Origin of the sequence: Caenibius tardaugens NBRC 16725, from assembly GCF_003860345.1 — a bacterium.
GTDB classification, from domain to species: domain Bacteria; phylum Pseudomonadota; class Alphaproteobacteria; order Sphingomonadales; family Sphingomonadaceae; genus Caenibius; species Caenibius tardaugens.
This window is the reverse complement of sequence record NZ_CP034179.1, coordinates 2,455,310-2,472,030: the sequence shown is the minus strand read 5'-3', so window position 1 is coordinate 2,472,030 and position 16,721 is coordinate 2,455,310. Positions and strand designations below refer to the sequence as shown.

Here is a 16,721-nt window from a genome sequence, read left to right as displayed (position 1 = left end):
CCGATGCTGCACAGCTTTTGTGCAAAAATGCACGGACCATGTCAGGCCCGCATGATGGGCCGGATCAGCGGGGCACAATGGTCTTGGTGATCCGGGCGTAAGTCACCGGCTTGCCATCCACCAGAACAGTCACATCGGTCCACGCCATCGTCCGCCCCCGGCGCAGCAGGGTGCCCTCCATCACATATTCCACATCGCCGGGCATGGGGCGGGCGTGCTGGATAAAGATATCGCTCGTGACAGGCAGTTCGCTCTCTGCCAGTTCGGTCACCAGCGCCACGAACGAAGGCACCTCGACCAGCCCGTTCATGACCGAGCCGTTGAGCGTTCCCCACGGGGTGAGCATTTCGGCGCGCGGACGGAACGCCACGCGCGCAAACCCGCGGCGCGCCTCGAGCAGACGTATACCGCTCCACAGATTGTAACCGCTGCCCAGGGCCGCATCGATGAAGCCCTGTTGCGCCGGTGTGAATGCAAATGCCGTATCGGACATACAATTATCCCTGTTGCGGAAGCGGCGCATAGGCCGTGGCTTCCACTTCCATCAGAAGATCGGGCAGCAGCAGCCCGGAAATGATCACCGCTGTCGAACAGGGCGGATTATCCGCGAACAGGGCATTCTTGACCGCCGCGTAACCGCCATAGGCAGCGCGTTCGACAAGATAACACCGCAAATTGACGACATCGCCCAGCGTGACATCCGCCGCCATCAGCGCGGCTTCGATATTAGCGAAGCATTGCCGGGCCTGTTCGGCCGCATCGCCAATGCCCACCACCTGCCCGTCGCGCAGCGCCACCTGCCCCGATACCGTCACCCAGTCCCCGCAACGAATGGCCTGGCTCATTCCCGGAAAGGCCATGCCGGGCGGATTGCTCCGCACGATCCCCGTGTTCATCCTGCGATTGCTCCCCGCGCCGCGCTTACTGGCGCTGTGAATGGATATTGCCGCCATCGACGACAATTTCAGACGAGGTCATGTAGCTTGCCTCATCCGACAGCAGGAACCGGATGACACGGCCCAGTTCATCCGGTTCTCCGTAACGCCCCATCATGATCCGCCGTTCGAAATGGCCCGGCATCGACCGTTTGACCGGCGCAACGATCGGCGTGTCGACATTGCCCGGGCTGACCGTGTTGATGCGGATACCATCGGCCGCCAGTTCATCGGCCATCGAACGGACAAGCGAGATCACCGCACCTTTCGCGGCGGAGTAAATCGGGATGATGCCATTGCCCAGCGTGGCGTTGATCGACGCCACGGCGACAATCGCCGCACCGGGTGTGGCCCGCAGGTCTTCGCGGAAGGCCTGTGTCAGCAGGATCAGTGGGCGTACGTGCAGGTTGATGCCGGAATCCCAGTTTTCCGGGGTTACCCCGTCGATATAAGTCGCCTCTGCCGTACCCGCCGCATGGACCAGACCGCCAATTACGCCCACGGCTTCGCGCGTGGCCAGGGCGGCCGGGGTAACGGCCTGCGGGTTGCGCAAATCCACGGCGAGCCCGAGAGCCTTCACCCCATACCGCGCGGTAATCGCCTCTGCCGCGCGGGCCACGCCATCCGCGTTGATATCCCACAAGGCCACAGGGCGCCCCACGGCGGCCAGTGCATAAGCCGTGGCCAAACCGATACCCGAAGCACCACCGGTGATCACCACCCCGTTCGCGGGTGAATGCAGCCGGGGGCCAAAGTCTGCCTGTTCCGCCTGATCCAGCAGATCCCTTTTCATAGTGCCCTCATCCTTCTCACCAGTGTTTTGATCCGGGCGCAGCATGCTACCCGACAGCCCGTTTCGCCATGCCGCGTTTTCTCACGCGGTTTGCAGGCCCTTGCAAGCCTGCATCACCGGAATACCCACGCAATGGCCCGCCCCGGTGCGTGATGGGCGCGCATGTCAACGCGCGGAAGACTCGCCGCTTGCCGCGCGCGCGCGATGGCGCCACGCCCCCGGCGACTGGCCGGTCCATTGCCGGAATGCGCGGCTGAATGTGGCGGAATCGCTGAACCCTACGCGCTGCGCGATATCGCCGATGCTCAATCCCCCATCCCCCAGCAAGGCCTCCGCCAGATCGCCCCGACAGGCATTTTTGAGATCGACCAGCGTAAACCCTTCTTCGGCCAGCCGCCGTTTCAAGGTGGCGGAGCTCAGGTGAAACTGGCGGGCAAGAGCAACCCCTGTGGGCAAGGGTTCCCCCTGCGCCAGCGCCGAATGCAGCACCACCCGCACCTTTTCCGAAAGCGGCGCTTCCTTGGAACGAATCTCCTCCAGATCGAAGGGGAAGCGTTCGAGCAGCCGGTCGAGTTCGGCGGGTGTCCGCACCACGGGCAATGCGAGATAATGCGCGGGGAACCGCAGGCTGTTCTCCGGCGCATGGTGGCGCACCGGATGCAGCATCAGGCGCGAGGCGCATTCGCGGCTGACGAGCGGGGGATAGCGAAAGCCCACCGAAAGGATGCGAATGTCATCCCCGATCAGCCAGCTGAACAGCCGGTGATGCGTCGACAGGCCAGTCAGATCGGAAACATAGGCGCTGACATTGCGCCGGGTCCGAAAGGTGACCATGCGGAATTCCGCCACATCGCCTTCCTCGATCAGTTCCAGGCGGCCCATGCGCGGGATCAGCATCGTCTGAAACGCGGTGGCCCGCGCGATCACGTCCCGGAGCGTGCGACAGGTGATCAGGCATTGGCAGAACAGGTCGAATTCCTGCTTGGCCAGCGGTTCGCGCCCTTCCTGCCGGGCGGCATGGGCATCCAGCGCCCAGGTGGCTTCGGCGTAGAGTGCGGAAAATTCGTGCCGCGACAATTGCCCCGTCCAGCGCGGATCGAGCAGCGCCTTGGCAGGATGGGGCAGTTGCGCCCGGCGCACCAACGCATCCACGTCATCACCCGTTTTTGCGACATAACGCAGCAGTTCGCGCGCGACCGGAATGGAAACCACGCGTGGTGCGGGCAGCGAAAGGTGCTTCACAGGATGAACTCTATTGCCATAGTCTTTGAGCTATTCTGCCATTCAAAGCCATGCCCCGCCAAGGGACAAATGTGGCGAGCACATCTGCGCGGGCAGTCCATGGATGACTGTCGGCGTTTTTCGCACATGGAGAGGACGGAATGAGCGCAAACGAAGACCTGTTACGGCGAATCGATCGGCTGGAATCGCTGGATGCGATCCGCCAGCTCGCCGCAAAATATTCGCTCGCCCTCGACATGCGCGATTCGGATGCCTGGGTGAACCTGTTCCCCGAAGACGTCCGCGTCGGCGGCGGCAAGACCGGCCGCAAGGATCTGCGTGACTGGTTCGAGGAAACCCATTCGATGCAGTTCGATGGCACCTCGCACCACATCGGCGGGCACATCATCGATTTCGACGATGCCGACCATGCCCAGGGCATTGTCTATTCGAAGAACGAACATGAAACCGGCCCCGAATGGGTGATCATGCAGATGATGTACTTCGACAAGTACGAGCGCATCGATGGCCGCTGGTATTTCCGCCGCCGCCTGCCGCTCTATTGGTACGCCACCGATCTCAACAAGCCGCCTGTGGGCGATCGCAAGATGCGCTGGCCGGGCGCGCAGCCCTATCATGGCAGCTTCCACGATCTCTTCCCCAGCTGGAAGGAATACTGGGACCGCGACAAGGCTGGCACGGGCAACGACACGCCGGTGGCCGAACCGGCCCCGCTGGAAAAGTTCATCGAAACGATGCGCCGCGGCCACCCGCTGCCCAAACCTCGCGTCCGCACCTGACGCACGGGGTCAGGACCATCCGGTGCCTCCGCAGAGGCCCGGATGGTTCCCCCCATCTATCCCATCCGCGCCCGCTTTTTCGGGCGGGAACAGTACCGGGACCCTAGCATGAGCGATATCTTCTCCCCCGTTTCCCTTGGCGAAATCCAGCTGGCCAACCGGATCGTCATGGCCCCGATGACGCGTGACCGCGCCGGACCGAACGACGAACCGACCGAAGTCATGGTCGAATATTACCGCCAACGTGCCAGCGCGGGCCTGATTATCACCGAAGGCACCCAGCCCTCGCCCGCGGGCAAGGGGTACTGGCGCACGCCGGGCATCCACAGCCAGGAACAAGTCGCCGGCTGGCGCAAGGTTGCTGACGCCGTACATGCGGAAGGCGGCAAGATCGCCGTCCAGATCATGCATGTGGGCCGCGCGGCGGTGCAGGCGAACAAGGATGCCGATGCGCAAACCGTCGCGCCATCTGCCATCCCCTGCCCCGATCTGATCCCGGGGCCGACCGGTGTGCCGGAAGCCACCGTGCCCCCCCGCGCGCTCGAAACCGATGAAATTGCCGGTGTCATCGCCGAATATGTGACCGCTGCCAAAAACGCGCGCGAAGCAGGGATCGATGCGGTCGAACTCCACTGCGCCAGCGGGTATCTGCCGATGCAGTTCCTGTCGTCGAACAGCAACCAGCGCACCGACCAGTATGGCGGATCGGCCGAAAACCGCGTCCGTTTCGTGGTGGAAACGCTGTCCGCTCTGGCAGAAGCGATTGGCCCCGGTCGTGTCGGCTTCCGCATTTGCCCGGGCATCAAGCTGAACGGGATGGACGATGCCGATCCCGCCGAAACTTATGCCACGCTGCTCAAGGCCGTGAACGGTCTGGGCCTCGCCTATGTTCACCTGATTCACATCCCGAACGACGGGTTCGATTCTCTCGAACTGGTCCGCGCCAACTGGACCGGCCCGGTGATCGAGAACAACGGCCTCAATCTCGACAAGGCAAAGGCCGTTCTGGCCGATGGCAAGGCCGACGCGGTGTCGTTCGGCTACGCCTATATCGGCAACCCGGATCTGGTCGAACGCTTCCGCGATGGCGTCGGTCTCGCCAAGGCCGATCGCAAGAGCTTCTATACCGGCGATGGCGACGACCGTCGCGGATACACGGACTATCCCACTTACACGCAAATCCAGGAAGAGGTGTCTGAATGACCAAGATTCTCGAAGGGCGCGCCGCGCTCGTAACCGGCGGTGGCCAGGGCGTTGGCCAGGGCATCGCACGTGCGCTCGCCGCAGCGGGCGCCAATGTCGTGATTGCCCAGCGCGGTGTCGAACAGGGTGAGGAAGAAGCAGCCTATCTGCGTGACACGCACGGTGTCGACGCGACCTTCATCCAGACCGACGTGACCAAGCGTGAACAGGTCGATGCACTGGTGGCCGCCACTATCGCGCGCTTCGGCAAGCTGGAAGTGCTCGTCAACAACGCGGGCAGCAGCGTTGCCAAGCGTCTGGAAAACCACACCGACAAGGACATGGAACTGTACTTCGCGCTGAATTACTATTCCGCGTTCTGGGCGATGCAGGCAGCCTTCCCCACCATGAAGGCGCAGAAGTTCGGCCGCATCATCAACCTCGGTTCGCTGAACGGCGTGAACGCCCATATGTTCACGGTGGCCTATAACGCCAGCAAGGAAGCCGTCCGCGCGCTCACCCGTACGGCTGCGGTCGAATGGGGCATTCACGGCATCACGGCAAACGTGATCTGCCCTTCGGCCACCAGCCCGTTGGCCAAGGAATACTTCGCCGCAAACCCGGAAATGGCCACCAACATCCTGAAGAACGTGCCCGCTGGCCGGTTCGGCGATTCCGAACAGGACATCGGCCCGATCGCGGTGTTCCTCGCCAGCGAAGGCAGCGGCTATTACACCGGCAACACCATGTTCGTGGATGGCGGTGGCCATATCAACGGCGTGCCGTGGCGCCCCGAGGTTGAAGACTGAGGAGGCTGGCGATTATGAAACGTCTTGAAGGATTGCGCGCGGCCGTCACCGGCGGGGCACAGGGCATCGGCGCGGCCATCGCCCGTCGTCTGGCTGAAGAAGGCGCCCGCGTGGCGGTGCTGGACATCAATGCGGAAGGCGCAGCCAGCGTGCTGCCCGCGCCGCACATCGGCCTTTCCTGCGATGTCACCGACAGCGCCTCGGTCGACAAGGCCTTTGCCGAAATCAAGGCCGCCTTTGGCGGGCTCGATGTCCTGGTGAACAACGCCGGGGTCGGTTCGGCACCGGGCGATGGGATGGACAAGTACTATGCCGCGCAGGCCGAGCAGGCCGAAGGCAAGGATGTGTTCGCCGACCAGACCATCTATTGCGAAGATGCGGGCTGGCTGCGCGTGCTCGACATCACGCTCAACGGCGCCTTCCGGTGCAGCCGTGCGGCGGTGCGCCTGATGGCGGAAGGCAACAACGGCGGTTCGATCGTCAACATCGCCTCCACCGCGGCGGAAAAGGGCAATGGTCCGGTTCCCTATTGCACCGCCAAGGCGGGCATTCTGGGCATGACCCGCGCGATGGCGCGCGAACTGGCCCCGCGCGGCATCCGCGTCAACGCGGTGCATCCCGGTGCCACGGAAACGCCGATCTACATCGGCCTGCCCGAAGAAGTGAAGCAGGCCGTCGCCAACGACAGCCTTCTGCGCCGCCTCGCGCAGCCGGAAGAAGTGGCGGGCGCGGTTGCGTTCCTCGCCGGGTCGGACGGCAGCTTCGCCACAGGCAGCACGGTAACGGTCAACGGCGGCGCCTCGCTCACCTGAGCAGGCCCGCCAGCCAATTGTCAGGGGGCAGTCCACCAACGGGCTGCCCCCTGTACGTTCAGATAAGGCGTGATCGGGCTTCAAAAGCCAATCACTTGTGGAGAGGATAACAAAAATGGATCTCAACGGAAAAGCCACCATCGTTACCGGTGGCGCGCGCGGTATCGCCAAAGGCATCGCAACGGCCTTCGTGAAAGCCGGGGCCAGTGTCCTGATTGTCGATCGCGAAGAAGATCTGGGCAATGCCACCGCCGCCGAACTGAGCCAGTTCGGTAAAGTCGTGTTCATGCCGATGGATCTGTCGCAGCATGATCAGTTGCACCTGATTGTGGACAAGGCCGTGGCCGAATTCGGCAAGCTCGACACGCTGGTCAACGCGGCCCAGGCATCCGCGCAGGAAATGTTCGCGAAACAGACGCGCGAACAGGCCAATATCGCTTTCGACACCGGGTTCTGGCCAACCTATCACCTGATGCAGGCCGCCTATCCGCACCTGAAAGCCAGCAAAGGTTCGATTATCAATTTCGGCAGCGGTTCGGGCCTGTCGGGAATGGTCACCCAGGCCAGCTATGCCGCCGCCAAGGAGGCGATCCGCGCCCTGTCCAAAGTGGCCACCAATGAATGGGGCAAGGACGGCATTCGCGTGAACGTGATCTGCCCCTATGCCATGACCCCGGGGGTCGAGGCATGGTCGCAAGCCTTCCCCGACCAGTACGCCGCCAGCCTTGCGCAAGTGCCGCTGAAGCGGATTGGTGATCCCGAGGCAGATATCGGCGCTGCCGCCGTATTCCTCGCCAGCGATGCCGCCAGCTATGTCACCGGGCAGACGCTGATGGTGGACGGCGGACAAACCCGCGCATCCTGACGCGCGGGCGCGTAAAAACAGTTACCCTACCTGCGGGGCGTTTCCGGTGGGAAACGCCCCCTTTTTTTGAGGTTAGCCCACGACCCCGGCAGCAGCCAGTACGGCCAGTTGCAGAACGTCGGGCACAATCGATGTCATCGGCGCGATTTGCACCGGCTTTTCCATCCCGATCAGCATCGGCCCGATCGTGGCGTTGCCGCCCAGTTCGCGCAGCAGCTTTGCCGAGATATTGGCCGATTGCAGGCCCGGCATGATCAGGATGTTGGCCGGCTGCGACAGGCGATTGAACGGATAATTGGCCATGACGCGCGGATTGAGCGCGGCGTCGGGGGCCATTTCCCCTTCGTATTCGAAGCCCGGATTTTCCGCATCGAGGATCGCCACAGCTTCGCGGATCGGCTCCAGCCACTTGCCCGACGGATTGCCGAAGGTGGAGAAGCTGAGAAACGCGACGCGCGGTTCGTGCCCGAGACGACGGGCAACCGCAGCGGTTTCCTTGGCGATATGCGCCAGTTCCTGCGCCGTGGGGCGTTCGTTGATCGTCGTATCGGCGAGGAATACGGTGTAATCCTTGCCGATCATCAGGTGGATGCCGAACGGCACCTGACCCGGCTTGTGATCCAGCACCAGTTGCACTTCACGCATCGATTGCGCGAACGGGCGCGTCAGCCCGGTAATCATCGCATCGGCATGGCCCAGCGCCACCAACAGCGCACCAAAGACATTGCGGTCCTGGTTGACTGTGCGGCGTACGTCACGTTCGCGATAGCCCCGGCGTTGCAGACGCTTGTACAAATAGTCGACCATTTCCGGCACGCGCACCGAATTGGCCGAGTTTTCGATCTCATAACTATGCGGATCGTCGACACCCAGTTCGATCAGTTTGTCGAGCACCGCCTGCGTGCGGCCCACCAGAACGGGCGTGCCATAGCCGAAATCGCGATACTGGATCGCGGCGCGCAGGACGATTTCTTCCTCCGCCTCGGCAAAGACGACCCGCTTGGGATTGCGCTTCAGCTCTTCGAAGACCTGCGTCAGCACGCTGGTGGTCGGGTTGAGGCGCGCTTTTAACTGCGCGCGATAGGCGTCGAAATCCTCGATCGGCTTCTGCGCCACGCCCGAATCCATCGCCGCCTTGGCCACGGCCGAGGACACGCGTTCGATCAGACGCGGATCGAACGGCGCCGGAATGATGTATTCGGTGCCGAACTGGTGATTGGTGCCATAAGCCGCCGCCACTTCTTCGGGCACGCGTTCGCGGGCCAGCGCGGCGATTGCTTCGGCCGCCGCGATCTTCATTTCCTCGTTGATCGCTGTGGCCTGCACGTCGAGCGCACCGCGGAAAATGAAGGGGAAACCCAGTACGTTGTTCACCTGGTTCGGATAGTCCGAACGGCCAGTGGCGATAATCGCATCCGGGCGGACGGCCTTGACGTCGGGCGGGCTGATTTCCGGATCGGGGTTGGCCATTGCGAAGATGATCGGCTTGGGGGCCATGTTCTTGACCATGTCCTGCGTCACCGCGCCCTTGGCGGAAAGACCCAGGAAAATGTCTGCGCCCTTGAGCGCTTCGGCCAATGTGCGGTCCGTGGTTTCGATGGCATGGGCCGATTTGAACTGATCGACGTTTTCACGCCCCCTGTAGATCACGCCCTTGGTATCGCAGACAGTGACATTGTCGTGGCGCACGCCCATCGACTTGATCAGCGCGGTACAGGCCAGCGCCGAAGCCCCTGCACCGTTCACCACGACTTTCACTTCGTCCAGCTTGCGCCCGGTCAGATGGCAGGCATTGATCAGGCCAGCGGCGGCGATAATCGCCGTGCCATGCTGGTCGTCATGCATGACCGGGATTTTCATCCGTTCACGCAGCGCCTGCTCGATAATGAAGCATTCGGGCGCCTTGATGTCTTCCAGATTGATCCCGCCGAAGCTGGGTTCCATCATCGCAATCGCTTCGATCAGGGCCTGCGGATCTTCGCTGGCCAGTTCGATATCGATGGAATCGACATCGGCAAACCGTTTGAACAGCACGGCCTTGCCTTCCATCACCGGCTTGGATGCCAGCGCGCCAAGATTGCCGAGGCCGAGAATAGCGGTGCCGTTGGAAATCACCGCCACCAGATTGGAACGGGCGGTGTACTTTGCCGCATTGGCCGGATCGCGGGCGATCGCTTCCACAGGGGCGGCCACGCCGGGCGAATAGGCGAGGCTGAGATCGCGCTGCGTGGCCATCGGTTTCGATGCCACGATCTCGATCTTACCTGGCCGGATGGTCTCGTGATAAAAAAGCGCCTCACGCTCCGAAAAACTCACTTTGTTACCATCACCGGACAAGGGCAGTCTCCTTTCGTCCCTTGCCGATAACCGCACTTCATCAAAAGCGATAGGGGAAAGCTGCGTCCTTGCGCTTCCCGAATCAGGTCTCACCCCGCTACCGCGTTCGACATGGCTGGCACCGCTTCCCCCATGATGGCGCAATATCTTGTTCTTAAAGAACGCGCTGGCGATTCCATGCTGTTCTACCGCATGGGCGATTTCTTCGAACTGTTCTTCGATGATGCGAAACACGCGGCACAAATCCTCGATATCGCGCTGACCAGCCGGGGCGAACACGATGGCCAGCCCATCCCGATGTGCGGGGTGCCGGTGCATGCAGCGGAAAACTATCTTGCACGCCTGATCAAGGCGGGTTGCCGGGTGGCCATCGCCGAACAGATCGAAACGCCCGAAGAAGCGAAAAAACGCGGCGGTTCCAAGGCACTGGTCGCCCGAGATATCGTGCGGTTCGTGACCGCTGGCACACTGACAGAAGAGGCGCTGCTGGAACCGCGTCGCGCGAATATCCTTGCCGCCGTGTGCGACGTGCGCGGCACGATCGGGATTGCCGCCTGCGACATTTCGACCGGGCGAATGGAACTGGAAGAATGCGCGCCCGATCGCATGGGCGCCGCGCTGGCCCGGTTGGGGGCCAGCGAACTGGTCGCGCCGGATGGCTGGGACGAGGCGCCCGACCGCACGATCGCCCGGCCCCGCACCCATTTTGCCAGCGATGAAGGCGATGCCCGGCTGAAAACGATCCATGGGGTCGCCACGCTAGATGGCTTCGGCCAGTTTTCGCGGGCCATGCTGGCGGCAGCAGGCGGGCTGATCGCCTATCTCGACCATGTCGGCTGCGGGAAACTGCCCCTCCTGCTGCCCCCGGTCGAACGCGCCGGCGATGCCCGGCTCACCATGGACGAGGCGACGCGCGGCAGCCTCGAAATTCTCGAAGCCCAGCAGGGCGGGCGCAAGGGCAGCCTGATCGCGGCGGTGGATCGCTGCGTCACCGGGGCGGGCGCACGCATGCTGGCCGACGATCTGTCTTCCCCGCTGACCGATGCCGACGCGATCCAGGCACGCCTCGCCGCTGTGCAATGGCTGCACGAAGATCCCCTGTTGCGTGCCGATCTGCGCGCAGTGCTGCGCGCCTTGCCCGATGTCGGGCGGGCGCTGGGGCGCATTGTCGCAGGGCGCGGCAGCCCCCGCGATCTGGGGCAAGTGCGCGACGGGCTGGCAGAAGCGCGCCGCATCCACGATCACCTGCAAGGCCGCCGCGATCTGCCGCCCTTGCTGGACCGGCTGCTGCCCGCACTCGGCGGCCATGGAGCGCTGGTCGATCTGTTCACGCAGGCGCTGGTCCCTTCGCCGCCGACGGAGCGCAGCCAGGGCGGATTTGTCGCCGAAGGGTATGATGCCGCGCTGGACGAACTGCGCCATGCCTCGGGCAATTCGCGCCGCGCCATCGCCGCACTGGAAGCGAAGTATCGCGACGACACCGGCATCACCGCCCTGAAAATCAGGCACAACGGCGTGCTCGGCTATTTCATCGAAGTGCCCGCCAAACACGCCGATGCCCTGATGGCGCCGGACAGCGGGTTCACCCATCGCCAGACCATGGCCGGTGCGGTGCGCTTCAATTCACTGGTCCTGCACGAAGAGGCGACCCGGATTGCCGAAGCGGGCGGCCGCGCGCTGGCGCTGGAAGAAGCCCATTTCGAACAGCTGATCGCCCGCGCCATCGCCGATCGCCACGCCATTGCCGCCACAGCCGAGGCGCTGGCGCGGATCGATGTCACCGCTGGGCTGGCCGAACGCGCGGCGGAAGGGGCGTGGAGCCGCCCTGATATTGTCGAGGAACGCAGCCTCGTGATCGAAGGCGGGCGGCACCCGGTGGTGGAAGACGCGCTGGCCAGTGCGGGCGAACGCTTTGTCGCCAACGATTGCACTCTGGCCCCGACTGACCGGCTGTGGCTGATCGGCGGCCCCAACATGGGCGGTAAATCGACCTTCCTGCGCCAGAACGCGCTGATCGTGCTCCTGGCGCAGGCTGGCAGCTATGTCCCCGCGCGGCGGGCGACAATCGGTCTGGTCGACCGGCTGTTCAGCCGTGTCGGCGCCTCCGACAATCTGGCACGCGGGCGCTCCACCTTCATGGTGGAAATGGTCGAAACCGCCGCAATCCTCGCCCAGGCGACCGAGCGCAGCTTTGTCATTCTGGACGAGGTTGGGCGCGGCACATCCACTTATGACGGGCTGGCACTGGCCTGGGCCGTGGTTGAGGCCGTGCACGAAACCACCCGTTGCCGGTGCCTGTTCGCCACCCATTACCATGAACTCGCCCGGCTCGCGGAAAGTTGCGACGCGCTGTCGCTTCACCATGTTCGCGCACGCGAATGGAAAGGCGATCTCGTCTTGCTGCATGAACTGGCCGAAGGCCCGGCAGACCGGTCCTATGGTCTGGCCGTGGCGCGGCTGGCCGGTGTCCCGGCCCCGGTGATCGCCCGCGCGAAAACCGTGCTGGACCGGCTGGAGAAAGGCCGCGCGGAAACGGGCGGGCTGGCGGCCGGACTGGGTGAACTGCCACTCTTTGCCGCTGCCGCCCAGGCCGAGGCGGAACAGCGCGATACCTTGCGCGAACGGCTGGACGGGCTGGATATCGATGCCCTTTCACCGCGCGAAGCGCTCGACCTGTTGTACGATTTGAAGCGCGAAGCGGGGGCGACGGAAATTTAACCTTCGCCTGCTAACTCTCTCCGAATGTACAAGAAACTGTTCACCAATTATCGGGCTGCCTTGGGCTTTGCCGCCGCGACAATCGTTGCCGCGCTCCTGTTTGTCGGTTCGCAGGATCATGATGGCGCGCTCGACACCGCGAATGCAACCGAAACACAGGACATGGTTGCTTCGGAAAACGATGTGGTCGATCAGCCTGCCGAAAATCAGGCCGGGAACCAGACGCAGGAAACCGTGGAATTCCTGTCCGACGACGAACTGGTCGATGAACCGACAGGCGATGGCGAAAGCGCCACCGAAAACTCCGATGATGGCGGTTCCACCACCCGCGACAGCAGCGATGACGATGGAACCGATTTGTCCGACGACTGACGCGCAGACGCGCCGATAATGAGGCGATAACTAACGCGTAGGCACGGGTTCCGGCCCCGAATAATCGTAGAAACCACGCCCGCTTTTCCGGCCGAGCCAGCCCGCTTCGACATATTTGCGCAAGAGCGGCGCAGGGCGATATTTCGGATCGCCCGTGCTTTCATGCAGCACGTGCATGATATCCAGGCAAGTATCCAGACCGATAAAATCCGCCAGTTCCAAGGGCCCCAGCGGATGGCTGAGCCCCAATTTGCAACCCTTGTCGATATCGGCGACGTTGCCCGTACCCGCGCCCAGAACGAACACCGCCTCGTTCAGCATCGGCACCAGAATACGGTTCACCACGAAGCCGGGTTCATCCCCCGCCTCAACCGCGGTCTTGCCGATCTGGCGCACGAATGCGCGCACCCGTTCCAGCGTTTCCGCGCTCGTCGCAAGGCCCGGAATGATTTCCACCAGTTGCATGACCGGCACAGGGTTGAAGAAATGAATGCCGATAAAACGCGCGGGATCGGGGCTGGCGGCAGCCATGCGGGTGATCGGGATCGAGCTGGTATTGCTGGCCAGAATTGCGCCTTCACCGAGAATGTCACCCACGGCAGCGAATATCTTGCGCTTGATCTCTTCGCGTTCGGTCGCGGCTTCGATCACCAGGTCGGCCGCGCCCATAGGCGCATAATCGGCGCTGGTGGTGATGCGGGCCAGTGCGGCATCGGCATCGGCGGCGGCGATCTTGTCCTTGTCGACCATACGGGCGAGCTGTTTGGCGATCATGGCTTTCGCCTTGTCGGCAATTGCCAGATCCAGATCGCACAGGATCACGTCCAGCCCGGCCTGCGCGCAGGTCTGGGCGATCCCCGTCCCCATAAGCCCGGCCCCGATTACGCCGACTTTTTTCATGACAAACCCCCTTCGCAAATGCAGCAATCAACGCTGCCTAGCGGGGCGGGGCGGGGTTGGCCAGCGGGTATTATGGACAGGGAACCGCACCCCGCGGGGCCGGATCAGCGCCCGATCAACGCCCGATCAACGGTTGCCGCCGGGCACCCACAGCACATCGCCCGTAGCCGCCGCGTTCACCGCGCGCGTCAGAACGAACAGATAGTCCGAAAGCCGGTTGATATAGGCCAGCGCCGCCGGATTGACCGGGGCCTGCGCGGCCAGTGCGGTCATGCACCGTTCCGCACGGCGGGTGATCGCGCGCGCCACATGAATTCGTGCCGCCGCCTCGCTGCCGCCCGGCAGGATGAAACTGGTCAGTGCAGGCAAAGCCTCGTTCACGTCATCGATCCGCGCTTCCAGCCAGGCGACCTGCTCTGGCACGATCCGCAGAACCATTTCGGATGGCGTGAAATCATCGCCAGGCGTGGCGATATCGGCGCCGAGATCGAACAGATCGTTCTGTATCCGCGTCAGCACCCGGGCATGGCCGCCCGAACCCAGCGCCACCACGGCAAGGCCGACGGCGCTGTTCGCCTCGTCCACCGTGCCGATAGCCTCCATCCGCGCGTCATGCTTCGCGCAGCGCGAACCATCGACCAGGCCCGTTGTCCCGGCATCACCGGTACGGGTGTAAATCTTGTTCAGCTTGACCATGCAATTAGCGGTTTGAGCCGGCAACCATAAGGATGACAGCGACCACGACAATCGCCAGCGCCTGATACTTGATACGCGAGAACATCATCTGGTTCTGGCGCAATTGCAGGGGCGACGGGCCGGTGTTGGGATCGCGATCCAGTTCGTCGCGCGAGCTTTGCAGAAACGCCACGACCCCGCGAACCAGCGACACCACGACCATGATCATGAACACGATCAGCAAGGGGATAAGAATGTAGTTCATGACAATGACCCTACGCCCACACCGAGCGAAATGCCAGCAGGGAAGTCATGCCGACGCAAGGCTTCCGCCAGAGCGATCCCGTCCTGTCCCGCATCGCGTCTGTCCGCCAGAGAGGGCGACCCGCGCCGCTTGGCCAATTTGCGCCCGGTATCGTCATCCAGCAGAAGCGGATGATGATGCCAGCGCGGCACCGGCAGATCGAGCAAGGCCTGCAACAGGCGGTGTATGTGGGTGGCGGCGAACAGATCCATGCCGCGCGTGACAAGGGTGACCGCATCGGCCGCATCGTCCAGCGTCGCGGCCAGATGATAGCTGGCAGGCGCCTCCTTGCGCAGGATCACCACATCCCCGAACAGATCGGGACGCGCGGCTTGCCGCCCGGCAAGGGCATCGTCCCAGTGCAAGGGGCCGGTCCGCGCCATCGCCCCGGCCACATCCAGCCGCCAGGCCATATCGTGGCCATCGGGATCGATCGGATGCCGGCGGCAGGTTCCCGGATAGACCGGTCCATCCGGGCCGATCTCGCGTGCAGCCGCAGCAATCTGCGCACGCGTGCAGCGGCAGGGATAGAGCAATCCCATCGCTTTCAACCTTGCCCCTGCAGCGGCATAATGTCCCAGCCGCTGCGACTGGATCACCTCTGCATCCCAGGTCAGGCCCAGCCAATGGAGATCGTCGCGAAACGTCTGCGCCAGTTCCGGGCGTGATCGCGTTCCATCAATATCCTCAATTCGCAGAAGAAACTCGCCACCCCCAGCACGGGCAAGATCGTGGGCGACAAGCGCGGCCCAGGCATGGCCCAGATGGAGCTGGCCATTGGGGCTGGGTGCAAAACGCGTGCGGATCATCACATTATCACGTAAAATTGTCTGTGGATTGGCACAGTGTCACAGACTTGACGCCATTTGCTGCAAGTGCTCCCTTCCATGACATCAGGGAGGGCATTCGATGTTCAAGGCCGAACTGATTGAGCGGGTTGCACACTTCCGCAGCGCGGATGACGATCCCCTGCGTGATCCATCCAGTTGCCCGGCGCTGGTGCTCAACGCCGATTACACCCCGCTGTCCTACTATCCGCTGAGCCTTTGGCCATGGCAGACCGCGGTCAAGGCCGTGTTCCTTGAGCGTGTGGACATTCTCGCCAATTACGAACGCGAGGTCCATTCCCCCTCCCTCGACATGAAGATTCCTTCGGTGATCGCGCTGCGGCAATTTGTCAAACCGAACGAATTCCCGGCATTTACCCGGTTCAACGTGTTCCTGCGCGATCGGTTTTCGTGCCAGTACTGCGGATCGCCCAAACACCTGACATTCGATCATGTCGTGCCGCGCCGTCTGGGCGGACGCACCACATGGGAAAATGTGGCCACCGCCTGCGCGCCCTGCAATCTGGCGAAAGGCGGGCGCACGCCGGGGCAGGCGCGCATGCCCCTGCTGACCATGCCGATCCGCCCCACCAGTTGGCAACTGCAGGAACGCGGCCGGGCATTCCCGCCCAACTTCCTGCATGAAACCTGGCGCGACTGGCTGTACTGGGACGTCGAACTGGAAGCCTGAGCAGCCAGCCAGACTGGCCTGCCCTAGCCGTCTATCGTGCGGCTGGCCGGGTGATGCTTGTCCAGATGGCGCTTGATGATCCGCAGATTGCGGGAATTCGACCGGAACATGAAGTCGAACACATCGCCTGCCAGTGGCACTGCACCGATTGCCGTATCCATCGCCACATTCCCGGCCATCCGCCACAACTGCCACTTGGGCATGTTGAGATTGCGCGCTTCCCAGACCATGTAGGCCCCCAGAACCGCGCCGACGATATCGCCCATCATGGGCACAAGGCCGACAATCGCATCCAGCCCGACAGGCCGGTTGATGACGGGCACGACAAGGCTGCGTTCCAGAACCTTTTCCATCATCTCCAGCCGTTGCCGGACAGAATGCGGATCGGTTCCTGTGGGGAATTTGGCCCCGAGGGGCATGGGACGTGTCATGGGACGTACAGGGCGCACAGCATCAGGTTGCGTCATCGCAGTCTCCTTC

At 63.1% G+C, this 16,721-nt stretch carries 18 protein-coding genes; 8 read left to right on the top strand and 10 right to left on the bottom strand.

Translation table 11 applies throughout. From position 1 onward, the window contains the following. Positions 1-64: 64 nt before the first annotated feature. The 4 genes from EGO55_RS11500 to EGO55_RS11485 all read right to left on the bottom strand — a co-directional run bounded on the left by EGO55_RS11500 (position 65) and on the right by EGO55_RS11485 (position 2,970). Positions 65-493 carry a PaaI family thioesterase gene (locus tag EGO55_RS11500; RefSeq protein WP_021690044.1) on the bottom strand — a complete coding sequence of 143 codons (429 nt, stop codon included), beginning with the start codon at positions 491-493 and terminating at the stop codon, positions 65-67. A gap of 4 nt (positions 494-497) precedes the next feature. Next, positions 498-896 carry a RidA family protein gene (locus EGO55_RS11495; RefSeq protein WP_021690043.1) on the bottom strand — a complete coding sequence of 133 codons (399 nt, stop codon included), beginning with the start codon at positions 894-896 and terminating at the stop codon, positions 498-500. 25 nt (positions 897-921) lie between these two features. Beyond that, a complete protein-coding gene (locus tag EGO55_RS11490) occupies positions 922-1,728 on the bottom strand; it encodes an SDR family NAD(P)-dependent oxidoreductase (protein ID WP_021690042.1) in 807 nt (268 codons plus the stop codon). A gap of 165 nt (positions 1,729-1,893) precedes the next feature. Next, entirely contained in the window at positions 1,894-2,970 is a 1,077-nt protein-coding gene (locus EGO55_RS11485; protein WP_021690041.1) for a helix-turn-helix transcriptional regulator, read from the bottom strand. 140 nt (positions 2,971-3,110) lie between these two features. Here EGO55_RS11485 and EGO55_RS11480 point away from each other — a divergent pair, with 140 nt between their 5' ends. From EGO55_RS11480 to EGO55_RS11460, 5 genes are all read left to right on the top strand, one after another. Beyond that, on the top strand, positions 3,111-3,749 hold the full coding sequence (locus EGO55_RS11480) for a nuclear transport factor 2 family protein (protein WP_021690040.1): 639 nt from the start codon (positions 3,111-3,113) through the stop codon (positions 3,747-3,749). A 108-nt stretch (positions 3,750-3,857) separates the two neighbouring features. After that, entirely contained in the window at positions 3,858-4,952 is a 1,095-nt protein-coding gene (locus EGO55_RS11475; RefSeq protein ID WP_040715573.1) for an alkene reductase, read from the top strand. Further along, positions 4,949-5,740 (top strand): SDR family NAD(P)-dependent oxidoreductase, encoded by a 792-nt coding sequence (locus tag EGO55_RS11470; RefSeq protein WP_021690038.1) that lies wholly within the window; start codon positions 4,949-4,951, stop codon positions 5,738-5,740. The genes EGO55_RS11475 and EGO55_RS11470 overlap by 4 nt, the downstream gene beginning before the upstream one ends. A gap of 14 nt (positions 5,741-5,754) precedes the next feature. Then, positions 5,755-6,552 (top strand): SDR family NAD(P)-dependent oxidoreductase, encoded by a 798-nt coding sequence (locus EGO55_RS11465; RefSeq protein ID WP_021690037.1) that lies wholly within the window; start codon positions 5,755-5,757, stop codon positions 6,550-6,552. A 115-nt stretch (positions 6,553-6,667) separates the two neighbouring features. Continuing rightward, positions 6,668-7,417, top strand: coding sequence for an SDR family NAD(P)-dependent oxidoreductase (locus EGO55_RS11460; protein WP_021690036.1), 750 nt, complete (start codon positions 6,668-6,670; stop codon positions 7,415-7,417). A gap of 72 nt (positions 7,418-7,489) precedes the next feature. On the opposite strand, the gene EGO55_RS11455 is transcribed toward EGO55_RS11460, so the two are convergent. Next, the gene (locus EGO55_RS11455) at positions 7,490-9,754 is read right to left on the bottom strand and encodes an NADP-dependent malic enzyme (RefSeq protein WP_021690035.1); all 2,265 of its coding nucleotides are present in this window, start codon (positions 9,752-9,754) and stop codon (positions 7,490-7,492) included. Between the two features lie 111 nt (positions 9,755-9,865). Here EGO55_RS11455 and mutS point away from each other — a divergent pair, with 111 nt between their 5' ends. After that, positions 9,866-12,472: a DNA mismatch repair protein MutS gene (mutS, locus tag EGO55_RS11450; protein WP_174391301.1), complete on the top strand. Its 2,607-nt coding sequence runs from the start codon at positions 9,866-9,868 to the stop codon at positions 12,470-12,472. Between the two features lie 24 nt (positions 12,473-12,496). Further along, on the top strand, positions 12,497-12,844 hold the full coding sequence (locus tag EGO55_RS11445) for a hypothetical protein (RefSeq protein WP_021690033.1): 348 nt from the start codon (positions 12,497-12,499) through the stop codon (positions 12,842-12,844). A 30-nt stretch (positions 12,845-12,874) separates the two neighbouring features. On the opposite strand, the gene EGO55_RS11440 is transcribed toward EGO55_RS11445, so the two are convergent. From EGO55_RS11440 to gluQRS, 4 genes are all read right to left on the bottom strand, one after another. After that, a complete protein-coding gene (locus EGO55_RS11440) occupies positions 12,875-13,744 on the bottom strand; it encodes a 3-hydroxybutyryl-CoA dehydrogenase (RefSeq protein ID WP_021690032.1) in 870 nt (289 codons plus the stop codon). Between the two features lie 126 nt (positions 13,745-13,870). Beyond that, positions 13,871-14,440 carry a cob(I)yrinic acid a,c-diamide adenosyltransferase gene (locus EGO55_RS11435; RefSeq protein WP_021690031.1) on the bottom strand — a complete coding sequence of 190 codons (570 nt, stop codon included), beginning with the start codon at positions 14,438-14,440 and terminating at the stop codon, positions 13,871-13,873. A gap of 4 nt (positions 14,441-14,444) precedes the next feature. Then, positions 14,445-14,684, bottom strand: a complete 240-nt coding sequence (locus EGO55_RS11430; protein ID WP_021690030.1) for an HIG1 domain-containing protein — start codon at positions 14,682-14,684, stop codon at positions 14,445-14,447. Next, the gene (gene gluQRS / locus EGO55_RS11425) at positions 14,681-15,532 is read right to left on the bottom strand and encodes a tRNA glutamyl-Q(34) synthetase GluQRS (RefSeq protein WP_021690029.1); all 852 of its coding nucleotides are present in this window, start codon (positions 15,530-15,532) and stop codon (positions 14,681-14,683) included. Before gluQRS ends, EGO55_RS11430 begins: the two co-directional genes overlap by 4 nt. Before the next feature lie 100 nt (positions 15,533-15,632). Between gluQRS and EGO55_RS11420 the strand changes: the two genes are divergently transcribed. Next, positions 15,633-16,241: an HNH endonuclease gene (locus tag EGO55_RS11420; protein WP_021690028.1), complete on the top strand. Its 609-nt coding sequence runs from the start codon at positions 15,633-15,635 to the stop codon at positions 16,239-16,241. 23 nt (positions 16,242-16,264) lie between these two features. On the opposite strand, the gene EGO55_RS11415 is transcribed toward EGO55_RS11420, so the two are convergent. After that, the gene (locus EGO55_RS11415) at positions 16,265-16,672 is read right to left on the bottom strand and encodes a DUF4112 domain-containing protein (protein ID WP_052023678.1); all 408 of its coding nucleotides are present in this window, start codon (positions 16,670-16,672) and stop codon (positions 16,265-16,267) included. Positions 16,673-16,721: the final 49 nt, after the last annotated feature.